Raw genomic sequence first — 12,020 nt, forward strand, 5'->3', positions numbered from 1 at the left:
CGGCCTCCGCGCCGATTTAGTCCCCGACGTACACGAACGGTGCCCAGAAAAACGGGTGCGCCCGGCTCATCGCCACGCCTTGCTGCTGCCACTGGCTGGCTCGCAATGCATCACGCGCCGCTTCGATGGCGCGCGCACTCTCCTGCCCCTGCTGCAACTGGGCAAAGGTTGACACCATCAGTTCCTGCGTGGCCTGGCTTTCTACCGCCCAGTGGCTCACCAGCAAGCCGTGGGCGCCGGCGTACATGAACGCGCGCGCCAGGCCGGCAAAGCCCTCGCCACTGCCGGCCGCCTGCTGCTCGCCGGCGGTATTGCAGGCGGACAGCACCACCAGCTGGGCAGACAGCCGCAGGTGTTCGGCCACCTCGCCCATGGTCAGCAGGCCGTCCTCGCCGCGCAACTCGCCACTAAGCGACAACAGCAATGCCGGCTGGGGCCGCTGCACGGCCGCCGCTTCGGCGCCGTCGAGCGCGGTTTTCACTGCTGCAAATTCCCCACCCAACAAACCATGGGTAGCAAAGTGCAGATAGCGGGTGTGCGACAGGTCCAGCTGCTTCAGCGTGTACTCCTGCGCGTCCTGCGCCAGATAAACCCGGCTGCGGCCGCCCAGCAAGGCGGCAATGCTGCGGGCCTCTTGTGCGGTTTCCGGCAGGCGCGGAATCTCGATGTTTTGCTTGGCCTTGCGATAGCTGCGTGACAACACCGTGTCCAGCCAGCTGCCACCCGCCGGTTGCGTCAGCTCGAACTGCGGGTCGGCAAACGTCACCAGGCTGGTGGTGTACGCCGGCGGTGCCGGCTGGTAAAGCCGCTTGGATACCAGCGTCGACAGGCTGGGCAGATAGGCAAAATGGTAGCGGGCCTGCAGGTACGGCAAGGTGCCAAACTCGCCCAGTAACGGCCCTTGCGTCCGGGCAACGGCAAATGCCTGACGGTCGGCGTCGTCCCAGCGGGTAACCAGCATCTCCAGCGGCAAGGTATGCAAGGCACCATCGCCCACCACCAGAACGCGACCGCCGGCAGGCAGCGCGCTTTCCAGCGGCTGTATCAGTTGGCGGTAGGCCTGGTGCAACAGCGCCGGGTCCAGTTGCCGTAGCGCCGCCAGGCTATCACCGCCCGCCTCTTCCGGCTGCCGGATGGCGCCGACCAGCTTGCCGACAGCGTCACGCCCCAGCGGCAGATTGAACAGCTGGAAGCGGTCGCGGCCAACCACAAAGGCTAGCGTGCGATCCGGCAGCAAGGCGTAGCTGAGCAAGGCCTCGTTGTCACGCAGTACCCGCTGCTGCAATTCGTCGACAGTCACCGCCCGCGGCTGCGCCAGGTCCATGATGCGGGGGTAACTGGCCCACAGCTGCTGCTGCACGCTGTCGAGCTCGGTCTGTACCGCCAACAGTGCCTGCAAGGCCTGCACCCGGCTGGGCGGCGCCGCGGTGGTGTCGGGCGGGGCTGTCGCCGCTTCGTCATCGTCGGCGTCCACTTCGTCCAGCCCGCCAGTATTGGCCAGCTGCAGGCGCAAGGCCTGCAAGCGCCCCTGTGCCTGGGCCTGGCGCTGCAACAAGGCCTGGTAGCCGGGTTCGGCCGACAGCCGGCCGGCATCGGCCTGGCGCATCAGCTCGCTGAACAGACGGCTTTGCGTGCGCGACACCACGGCTAGCATCTGGCGATCGTACCCCTGCTGCGGCTGGCTGGCGTGCAGCGCGGCCAACAGGTTCAGCGTACGGATATAGAACGGCCCGTAACGCTGGATGAAGCCTTCCCGCAGTCCATCGTCCAGCCCGCGCGTTTGCACGAACAGTTTGTCGATGGCGTCCAGCCCCTTGTAGGCCTGCGTCAAGGCTTGCTGCTGACGGCCGCCCTGTTGCTGCAGCTGCAGTAGCAGATCGGCGGTATCGATATAGGACGCCAGGCTGCCCAGCCGTTCGTGCTGCGGCAAGGCCTGCTGCAACAGCGGCTCGGCGGCGCGGGCCTGCCCGGCCAGCAACAGGCCGCGCGCCAGATTGGTGGCGGCATCGGCGGTGATCGGGTTGGCCGCACCAAAGTGGCGATTGCCCAGCTGGTAGGCCGCTTGCAGCAGCGGCAAGGCCTGTTCCGGCTTGCCCTGGCGCTGCCATACGTCGGCCAGCGCGGTCTGGGTACTGATGATATCGCCGGGGCGCAGCGGCTGGGCAGCAAGGTTGGCCGCCAGCGTGGCCGACAGGGCCTGGCGCGACTCGTCCAGCCGGCCCAGGCCGCGCAGGCACAAACCACGCTGGTACTGGGTTTCCCGCCGCGCTCGCGCTACCCAGGCTTCGCCGGAGCGGTTGTCATCCGGGTCGATCGGCGCGGCAACCACCGGATAAGCCGCCGCTTTGTCCAGAATGGCCAGCGCCTGCGCCGGCTGCCCCAGCTGGCGCAGCACCTTGGCCTGCACGTTCCACAGATCCAGCATGCCCACGCGGTCGGGGCCCAATTGCTGCATGCGCACCAAAGCGTCGTCGATCAGGCGCATGGCTTCGCCGTACCGGTTTTGCCTTACCAGCAGGCTGATCAGGTTCTGCTGCGCGTGCACCACCGGGCGCGAAATGCGGCCATGGGCTTTTTCCACCATCGGCAAGGCCTGGCGGGTGGCCAGCTCTGCCTCTACCAGCTTGCCCTGCTTGGTCAGAACGGAGCCCAGATTACGGTAGGCGTTGCCGATGGCGCGGTTGCGGCCGGTCTCCAGACTGAGGCGCAAGCGCTCGCGGGCCAGGCTTTCTGCCCGGTCGAAATCTTCTTCCAGCAAAGCGCGGTTGAATGCCGCACCAATCGCCGTCAGCGTGCCGCCCTGGTTGGGCGGTTTGGTCTGGGCCACAGCACCATGGGCAAGCGCGGCCAACAGCAGCGCCAGCAACCACGGCCGCCGGCGATAGCGAGGGATGGGGTGGGACATCAGGATTTGCGCTTGAGCAGGATGCGGTCGATCACCGCATTGCCCTGGTTATCTTTGTGGTAGTAGACGGTGGCATCGTACTGGCGCGCCTGGGCATTCATCAGCGCTTCGCGCGCCTCGCTGACCATGTTGTAAACCATCGGCAGCAAGGCAAACAGGCTGCGCTGGCTCAGGCGCGGCGGTTCGGGCGTTTCCTGCAGGGCCAGGGTGCCGCTTTCGCCGATGATGCTCATCCAGCGGTCAAGCCGTGGCGAGAACTGGGTCAGGGTCATGGTGCCCGGCACCACGATTTCCAGCCGCTCGGGCTTGCGTGACAGCTCGTTGTACAGCTGGCCGTCAAACAGGCGCGAGTCGAAAAAAGTGAGCTGGCGCGCCTCCGGTGCCGGCGCGGCCAACTCCTGGGCAGTAGCAAGGCCGGCCATCAGCAGCAAGCCGGCCACAAACAGGCGGGTTTTCATGGTATCGGGCCTCAGGGTTGTTCGCGGATAGTCAGCAAGGCCGCAGCAAAACTATCGCTGCAACCGCGGCCAACTTGCAGATTGCGCCGCGTCTGGTCTGGCACGCACTTGCCACGGCCAAGCGTTTGCTGCAGCAGCGAACGCCCTTCGCCATCCAGCAAGGTATGCATGAACGGGCCGGCGCTATCGCCTTTCAGCGCGGCCGTATCGCGCGGGGTATCGCTAAGCAGCACCAGCAAAGTGTTGTCGCCGGCCGGGCCGCCGGCGGTAATGCGCCAGCTGGCACGGGGCAAATCGATCGTCTTGCCCGCTTGCACGCGGTTGTCGCCATCCAGCTGGTTCGGGTATAGCAGGTACAAGCTTTCGCCGTCCGACCCGGCCATCGCCAGGTAAAGATAGCCATCGCGGTCCGGTGTGATGTGCAGCTGTAAGGCATCCTTGCCGATGCTGAGCGCGTTCTTGTCCGGCACCACCGTCAATTGGCGCCGGCCATCGCGCTGGGCGTGGACCTCGCCCAGCAGGGCTGCCGGCGCAAGGGGCTTGGCCGCCTCCGGCGTCGGCGTGGCCGGGGCGGTAAACGCCGCCTTGATCCAGGCGGGCACAAACTGCTGGTTACCCCCCAGCGTCATGTGCTGGCCCAGCACACCCGACACGTTGGCCAGGTTACTGTCCAGCCGGGTTTGGGCGCAGCGGGTGATCTCGTCGACGGTGATGGCACCGCTGCCATCCAGGTCCTGTGCTTCACCCAGCAGACAGTCGCGCCAGGCGGTGGTGGCCAGCCCGCCTTCCTTGCTATTGTCGAACGACACTTCATCCGGCCGGCTGGCCGCAATATGCACCACGTTTTGCGGCACGCTGCCCTGCTGTTGCAGGGCGGTGCTCAGCGAGCGGGTGCGGAAGTTACTGGGCTGGAAGCAGGCGTCGGCGCTGCCTTTGCTCACCACCTTGGGCGTGAGGTTGGCCGCACCCAGCTTCAGCGAACGGGTGAGGAACGGTTTGCCCGCCACGCCGCCAGAAAAGCAGGCGTCGTAAAACACCATCATCTTGTCGGCTTTGGCAGCGACCGGCGCCAGCAGCTGGCTGATCATCTTGTTGCTCAGCACCTGGCCATCGGTGGCCACCAGGCCTTCGGTGCACACGCCGTCCGGCGCGTCCGGCTCGTGCCAGCGGGTGCCATGACCGGAGTAGTACACGAAGACGCGATCACCCGGCTGCAGCCGCTGGTCTAGCGCCTTGATCTGGGCGGTCATTTCGTCCACTGTGGCCGCCGCATCGCGCACAAAGTGCATGTTCTGCGGCGGAATGCCCATGCTTTGCGCCATGCGCCGTGCGCTGTCCATGTCGTGCTGTACGCCGGCCAGCGAAGTGATGGCGGCATTGCTGTACTGCCCGATGCCGATGATCAATGCGTGCCGGCTGGCCGCAGCATCCTGCCCCAGCGCCGACAGCGGCAGCGCCGCTACCAACAGCGAGCCTGCCAGCGTGATGATACGATGCTTCATGCGCCTACTCCTGTCTGTCACGGTGCCAGATTAACAATGCGTACCCGGCGGTTTTCTGCCGCAAACGGCTGCGACGGCAGCGCCAGCTGGCTGGCCCCCATGCCGATACTGCTCAGCCGCGCGGCGGCCACGCCCTGGGCAACCAGCAGCTGACGCACTTCGTCGGCGCGGGCTTGCGACAGCTTGCGGTTGTAACCAGCCTGCCCCTTGGCGTCGGTGTGGCCTTCGATACGGAAACGGTACGCGGCCAACTCCGGCGACAGCAGCGCCTGTGCCAGCTGCTGCAGTGTTTGGCGGCTGGCGGCGCTGACGCGGGCGGAGTTGTATTCGAACTGGATGGCCAGCGAGACGCTCGGCGCGTCGGCGGCAACTTCGGTAGCGGGGGCTGGCGAAGGCGAGACGGCTGGCGCAGACGGTGCCGGCTGCGCGATAACAGGTGGCGACACCGGCGCTACCTGCACCGCTGGCGGCGTAACTGTCGCAGGTGGCGTGGGTTCAGGCACAGCAGCAGGCGGTGCCACCGGCACAGCGGGGGCGGCCGGCGGCACGGCTTGCACCGTGAGGTTACGCAGGCCGCGGGTCGTGCCGGGTTTCAGCAACCGGATCAGCGCCTCGGCGTCGGGTTCGGCCTGGGCGTACGCCAGCGAGGGCAGCAGCATGGCCAGCAACAGACAGACGGTTTTTTTCATGTTTGCGGGAACCTTATCGAATACCCGCATGGTAGCAGAGACAGCACCGACATTGCCGTGTCGCCTTGCAGGCGGCTCGTTTTCACTGCCCGGCGTGCCACAGCGCGCACTCAGGCCAGCACATGCCCCAGTTTCAGCAGCATGATTACCGCCACCAGCAGTACCAGCACGGCAAACAGGCGGCGCAGCAACGCACGCGGCAGACGCTGCGCCGGACGGCGCAGCAGCAGATAGCTGGCCAGCGCCCCGCCGGCAAACGGCAGCGCCACCGCCCACGCAATCTGCCCGTTCCACACCGCGTGGGCGGTGGCGCTGGCCGAGACTAGCGCAATCACCGCCAGTGAAGTGGCCTGGATATTGTCCCAAGGCAGGTTGCTGTAGCGCGCCAGCGACGGCACGATGACAAAACCGCCGCCTACCCCGACCAGACCGCTGAAAAAGCCGGAAACGGCGCCGGTCAGCGCCAGCGCCCGCGCACAGGCCGACGTCCACTGCAGGCGTCCGCACCACGGCTGGGTGACACAGGGCAAATCGGCCCGGGTAACGGCCTGCGGATCGCTTCGCCATTGCCGCCACGCCAGCATCAGCATCAGTACCGCAAAGCCGCCCAATAGCCAGGCTTGCGACAGCAGCCCGGCAACATGGCTACCCAGCGGCGCCATTAGCGTGCCGGCACAGCCAATCAGTAACGCCGCGCGATAGCGTACGATGCCCTGACGCAAGCCCAGCAAAGCACCCACTGCCGAAACCAGCCCCACCACCAGCAGCGCCGTCGGCGCCGCCTGCTGCATCGGCAAATGCAACGCCATTACCAGCATCGGCACCGCAAGAATGCCGCCACCCGCGCCGGTCAGGGCCAGTACCGTACCGATGACGGCACCCAGCAAGGCGGCCAGCATCAGCAGCCCCTTGCCGGCAGACCCGACGCCTGCGGGCCTGCGCCCCGACCTGGTACGGGCATGCTCTTCCATGCCTGCAACAGACCGGCCGGTAAAATCACACGGATGTGCATCGCGCCTCCGAACAATATATAAAATTCTAATATTTAAGTTTATTATATACATATTCGATTGCGACACAACGATTGGAGCCAGCATGACCGTGCATGTCGAGCCCTTCTTTGACCCGACCACCTTCACCTGCAGCTATGTCGTCAGCGACCCGCTCAGCCGGCAATGCGCCATCATCGACCCGGTACTGGACTACGACCCGGCCTCCGGCCGTACGCAGCACCAGCATGCCGACAAGATGCTGGCCTACGTGCGCCAACAGCAGCTGCAGACCGAGTGGCTGCTGGAAACCCATGTCCATGCCGATCACCTGTCGGCCGCGCCCTACTTGCAGCAGCAACTGGGCGGGCGGCTCGCTATCGGCGCCGGCATCACCCGGGTGCAGGAAACCTTCGGCCAGCTGTTCAACGCAGGCAGCGGCTTTGCCACCGACGGCAGCCAGTTCGACCACCTGTTCCACGATGGCGAACGCTTCCAGTTAGGTACCCTGAGCGCAGAAGCCCTGCATACCCCCGGCCACACCCCGGCCTGCATCAGCTACCGCATCGGCGACGCCGTGTTCGTCGGCGATACCTTGTTCATGCCCGACTATGGCACGGCGCGTTGCGACTTCCCCGGCGGCGACGCCGCCACGCTGTACCGCTCGATCCAGAAACTGTTCGCCCTGCCAGACGACACCCGGCTGTTCCTGTGCCACGACTACAAGGCCCCCGGCCGGGATCACTACGCGTGGCAGACCACCGTGGGCGAGCAACGGCAGCACAATGTGCACGTGCGTGACGGCATCAGCGAACAGGCCTTCGTCAGCCTGCGGCGCGCCCGCGACGCCACCCTGGCCATGCCGGCGCTGATGTTGCCATCGGTACAGGTGAACATGCGCGGCGGCCAACTGCCCGCCGCCGAAGACAATGGCGTGCGCTACCTGAAGATTCCGCTGAACACGCTATAAACCCGTGCGGAAACGCCGGCAACCGCGACGGCACAGTGTGTCGACCGATAAACGGCGGCAACTACGCGGGCCGGCTTGGGGCATATTTGGGGCAAAACAAAGCGTGCAAAACAGATTGGCTGTTTCTGAGCCACCATTGAAAAACCCCCGCAAACCCTTGCCAGTGCTTGATTTCCCAATACTGGCTTGATGTTTGCGGGGGTTGAATTCTGGCGGAAGCGGTGAGATCTGCCCGACTCAGCACCAACCTGCTGTAACCATTTGATTTATTTGCCGATTTCTTCATAAATGGAAGAGGTCGTGACACCCCAAAGTGAACCACCTGATGTAGTTTATCGGTAGGATCATTATACCCTGTACACATAAGACATCTAGCCGGAGCTGTACCTGGTGATCAGGTTTTCTTGCCCCCCAGCAACTGCCTCAACATAGTGCCAAACCCATTCTTGCTACCACGACACCCATCCAATTAACACACTATCTTCGTCGACGTTCCTTATGCTCACGCCATGCTTGTTCAACCAGCTCAGGGGTAATGGCGTCCCGAAGAACGCGGTACGCGTTATCAGAGTATCTGGGATGCTTCTGCGACCCAAACTCAAACACCATGACGTTGGCTGGGTCTTCATCTATTCGCAGGAGGTCGCGTACGGCCTTGGCTTTGTTAACGTTCAGCTCCAGCTTTTCAGCCAAGGCTCTTGGACTCCAATGATATTTTTTCTGAAGATCCACTTCACGGATGGCAGCCGCTCCCGCAGGATCGTCCCCTGACACATAGCGAATCGCAGGAGCATCGGCATCTCTAGTGATTCGGACACGAATCGTCGGCCCTTCTCCTTCAATATTTGTCGCCAGAGTTAACAACCGAGGAAACACTTGCTCCACCGGCGTGTCCGACTTGATAGCCTCTTCAATTCTGTCCAAATCTCTATTGGAAACAGCCACTTCTTCACTGACATGGGCTTCCATTGCTAGTAGTGCCGTGATGCGCCCTCTGGCCTCGTCTCTCGCTCTGCGCCCTGGTGCAAGCAAGTCCCGAATCTGAGCGTATTCTCGATTCACTAGCATTAAAAAATCAGGGAGAGGCTGGGTAGATAGAGGTAGAACCCTCACCGGAAGATTGTCGGCAAGTGCGTCATCGAAATGTTCAGTCAAGATCTCGTCCAAGGTGGTGATCAATGCCCTTGCATTTATGTAGAGCGTGTCCTCGGGAACCACAATCATCCAATGCTGGGCTTGGTCGCGCATGGCATCAATTACGCGAATTGAACCTGCTTGCGCGGCGTTCATCCAACCTTTTGAGCAGGCAACTTTCAATGCCTTCTCGAGACCGATGGAGGTGCCTTTTTCTTTATCGAAGATGTTCTGCCCTTTCTGTAACAGTAATGCTTTGGTCAGCATTTCACAGGCATGCTGGAGCATGAGCAAGACAGTCTCCGGCCTTCCATCATCGTCGTGGTTATTAAACGCTTCTAGTCCGCGTTTCAGCGATGCGATAGCTTTAGCTTTTAGTGTCTTGGCTTCTCTCTTTAACTTCACAATGCCTCCTACCCATGATGTGCTAATATTTTGCTCAAATCTTACGCGCTCCACGGCATAGCCGTCCAACTCAAGAAGGTCTTGTTCTGGGCACTTGATCCTTGGGTGGTTGGGAGAGCCGCCAAGGGAATTCGTTTCAATCCCAGCCTCCCTCCCCAGCGGTATCCACTCGCTACTTCTTGAACTTGATTCCCTTCGCCACCTGTTCTTCACCCTGCACAGGTAGTTTCATTTTCTGGGCTTTGAGCTTCACCAATTGCTGCTGAAGCTGGAAGATGCGCTGTCTGAGCTTTTCCGCCTGCTCGGGTTTGGCATGACTGAGTTGACCGATAGCTTCGCTCAAGCTGGTTTCCACTTCAGTGATGGCAATGGTGAGTTCGGCAAAGCCGGTGGTGATCTCGGGAGCAACTCCCCCGAAGGCTTTATCACGAAGTTGGCTGATGGCCTGTATGGATTTTTTTCTGTCTTTTGCCTGGATGACCTGGACTGGGTGGGCAGGCTGTTGGTGATGTTCTTCCCTGATTTTCTCTCGGGCGATTTTCAATGCCTCCAGAATCATGCTTCTGATAACTGGTAAACGGATCGTGGTTTTCATGCTTGGGCTCCTTGTTGTTGGTGTTGTGTTGGCCACGGGGTTGCGGGTGCTAACGGGTCGACTTGGCTTTGCCAGTCTGCGTAAGGTTCGGGGTGCAAGGTAGGTTTGTACATTAAGCTGCTCTCGCTCCTGAATGAACTGGTTCAGGCGAGCCTGTTCAGTTTCAAACTCCTGCTGAGTGAGAAATTTCGGCTGTTTGGCTTGCTTGGATTGTTCCAGCAGATAGCGATAATCGGCATCCTTACCATATAACGCCCCGCGCAAGCGTTTGGCTTTATTGCCACCGGGGAATTTCACCGATAAGTAATCCTCACCCTGTCGGGTAATCGTGATGCCAAGTTCCTCATCCAGATAACGACACAAGTCATCACGGGTCTGAACCTCCCCGTTGGCAACGGCATTCACCAGATGCCTGTGCACCCAGCGTTTATCCGATTGTTCCTTCCTGCCGAACGGGGTTTTTCTTTCAAAATCGGTGAAGGCCATTTTGAGCGGGTCGGCTACCACCTGGGCATACCCAAGCTTGTGGTTGGTGACACGGGTATAGGCTTCAAAGAACGCCAGATTGCGTTGACCGGGTGGGTGAATATTCAGACGGCGACCACTGCGGAGTTCCTGAGCGGGGATCACAAAGTGGATCTCGGTGTTGCCCTTGTCCTGATGCAAAACGAACAAGCTGTTGAAATGATCGCCATCCAGCCCAGGACAGAACGTGGCTTTGAAATCAGCAATCACTGCCAGCATCTGCTCGCGGGTGGGGTGTTCACTGTTGCGGAAACTTAAACAACCCGAGGTGTATTTATATTTACGGTTAATGCTGTTGATGATGTCGATGGTGGTCTGCGGATCACCGGCAAGCACTTCTGGTTTTACCGCACGAGGCTGCCCCTGATGATCCTTGTCGCCCAACAGATATCTCACGGGGGATTCGCCATTGGAAATGCCGGAGTGGAACAGGCGGACGATCATACGCCCTCCCATTCATCATTCGGTTCGTCAGGCTTGATTGCCTGCTTCAACACCTGATTCACCATTTCCTGAATCTGGGCAAGCACCAGCAAGATTTCATCATCGGGTTCATGACCTGCATTCACCTGACGGGCAATCTGGTTAAGGTTGTTGCCAATGCGGTTGATGGCAAACAACCATTCGGATTTTTGCTTCTGACGGGTGGTGTGTGAAACCAGATACTCACGGCTTAAACCGGCCTCTCTCAGATACTGCGCCAGATTGTGATAGCCCATCTGCTGGGCACGTTGCTCCAGCTGAGCATACTCTTGCGGGCTGGTTCTGATCTCAATGCGCTTGCTACGCAGATAGCTGTTGCCATCTTCACCAGACTGACCGGCTTTGAATTTGATACGGGTTTCCATCTTCATCTCCATGGTTATTGTTGTTATGGGAGACGGGTCAAACACAGAGGGGATTGGGGCAACGCCCCAAAGTAACCATTGCCGAGCTTCATACGGGCAATGGGTTAACCTTGCTTGCCTTTCGTCTATGTGACTGTTTTACAAAAACAAAAATGAAAATCAAGTCGAAAGCCACATGTTCAAAAAATAAAGGGGTTTGATACGGTGGAAGGAAAAGACGGGTGAACCCCAGCCCAAAAATCTAACCGCTAGAAAATCAGACGGGACTAACCAAGGAACTCGGCTGAAGACCCGAACCCCTCTTCAGACGGCGGAAGGCGTCCGGGCTGTCCAAGCCGTCCGGGTGGTTTTATTAAAAATGTTTGGCGAGCAAAATGGGCTGGGTCATTACAGGAGTCCGCTGGAGCGGGAGGCTGCACTTCCCAAATTCTAAAAATAAAAAACCCCAGAAAAATGCTGAGGTCCGAAAAAACACATACGCACGAACGTCCCATCTGTGTGTCAAATCTGTCCGCCTACACCCTTGAACTTCTCAACAAAGGCCGCGATCTTCTGAAAGACCGTCTGCTTCTTGGTTTTGAACTCAGGTTTCAATGGACTCATTTTGGGCAGTACGGCATTGAGCTCGGTGCCGTTTTCGCTGGCGAACTCGCGCTTCAGTGAGTTGGTGATATAGCGCTTGGCGGCCTCTGCGTTCAGTCCCTCATCGCTAATCAGCTCAGCAGCCTCACGCTGCTGCTCCGCCTGTGCAAAGGTAAAGAAGGTATCGATCACGCTGGCCTTATCGCCAATCTGATCCAAGTCGGTCTGGTTGATGAAGTCCACCAGCAGGCTCTCTTTGGCCCGGTTGCCAAGACTTGCCCGGATCACCCGACGCACTTCATCCACCAGTTCCGACTTGCTCTTGAGCTTCTTGTTGTGTTCAAAGATCAGTTCGAGGATGTAGTCCAGATTGATCTCTTGCGACTTGAGCAGGTCCACCTCAAAGACCACGTCATCC

Annotated in this window: 10 protein-coding genes; 1 reads left to right on the forward strand and 9 read right to left on the reverse strand. The window is 60.5% G+C overall.

What is annotated here, in order from left to right:
- Positions 1–16: 16 nt before the first annotated feature.
- From FLQ03_RS00210 to FLQ03_RS00230, 5 genes are all read right to left on the reverse strand, one after another.
- Positions 17–2,905: a CHAT domain-containing protein gene (locus FLQ03_RS00210; protein ID WP_144373624.1), complete on the reverse strand. Its 2,889-nt coding sequence runs from the start codon at positions 2,903–2,905 to the stop codon at positions 17–19.
- Positions 2,905–3,363 (reverse strand): hypothetical protein, encoded by a 459-nt coding sequence (locus FLQ03_RS00215; RefSeq protein ID WP_144373625.1) that lies wholly within the window; start codon positions 3,361–3,363, stop codon positions 2,905–2,907. Before FLQ03_RS00215 ends, FLQ03_RS00210 begins: the two co-directional genes overlap by 1 nt.
- 11 nt (positions 3,364–3,374) lie before the next feature.
- Entirely contained in the window at positions 3,375–4,865 is a 1,491-nt protein-coding gene (locus tag FLQ03_RS00220; RefSeq protein WP_144373626.1) for a caspase family protein, read from the reverse strand.
- Between the two features lie 17 nt (positions 4,866–4,882).
- Entirely contained in the window at positions 4,883–5,554 is a 672-nt protein-coding gene (locus FLQ03_RS19220) for an OmpA family protein (RefSeq protein ID WP_206210804.1), read from the reverse strand.
- 110 nt (positions 5,555–5,664) lie between these two features.
- Positions 5,665–6,453, reverse strand: a complete 789-nt coding sequence (locus FLQ03_RS00230; protein WP_144373627.1) for a sulfite exporter TauE/SafE family protein — start codon at positions 6,451–6,453, stop codon at positions 5,665–5,667.
- Between the two features lie 196 nt (positions 6,454–6,649).
- Between FLQ03_RS00230 and FLQ03_RS00235 the strand changes: the two genes are divergently transcribed.
- The gene (locus FLQ03_RS00235; protein ID WP_144373628.1) at positions 6,650–7,513 is read left to right on the forward strand and encodes an MBL fold metallo-hydrolase; all 864 of its coding nucleotides are present in this window, start codon (positions 6,650–6,652) and stop codon (positions 7,511–7,513) included.
- Between the two features lie 477 nt (positions 7,514–7,990).
- Here FLQ03_RS00235 and FLQ03_RS00240 read toward each other — a convergent pair whose 3' ends face one another.
- The 4 genes from FLQ03_RS00240 to FLQ03_RS00255 all read right to left on the reverse strand — a co-directional run.
- Positions 7,991–9,106, reverse strand: coding sequence for a hypothetical protein (locus tag FLQ03_RS00240; protein WP_206210805.1), 1,116 nt, complete (start codon positions 9,104–9,106; stop codon positions 7,991–7,993).
- Positions 9,107–9,224: 118 nt separating this feature from the next.
- The gene (locus tag FLQ03_RS00245) at positions 9,225–10,616 is read right to left on the reverse strand and encodes a relaxase/mobilization nuclease domain-containing protein (protein WP_144373629.1); all 1,392 of its coding nucleotides are present in this window, start codon (positions 10,614–10,616) and stop codon (positions 9,225–9,227) included.
- Complete coding sequence (locus FLQ03_RS00250) at positions 10,613–11,020, reverse strand: plasmid mobilization protein (RefSeq protein ID WP_144373630.1); 408 nt, start codon at positions 11,018–11,020, stop codon at positions 10,613–10,615. The genes FLQ03_RS00245 and FLQ03_RS00250 overlap by 4 nt, the downstream gene beginning before the upstream one ends.
- A 501-nt stretch (positions 11,021–11,521) precedes the next feature.
- Positions 11,522–12,020: type I restriction endonuclease subunit R, EcoR124 family (locus tag FLQ03_RS00255; protein ID WP_420855642.1), on the reverse strand; the 499-nt coding region annotated here is incomplete at its 5' end.

The organism is Vogesella urethralis (genome assembly GCF_007644045.2).
In the GTDB taxonomy this organism is placed as follows: Bacteria; Pseudomonadota; Gammaproteobacteria; order Burkholderiales; family Chromobacteriaceae; genus Vogesella; species Vogesella urethralis.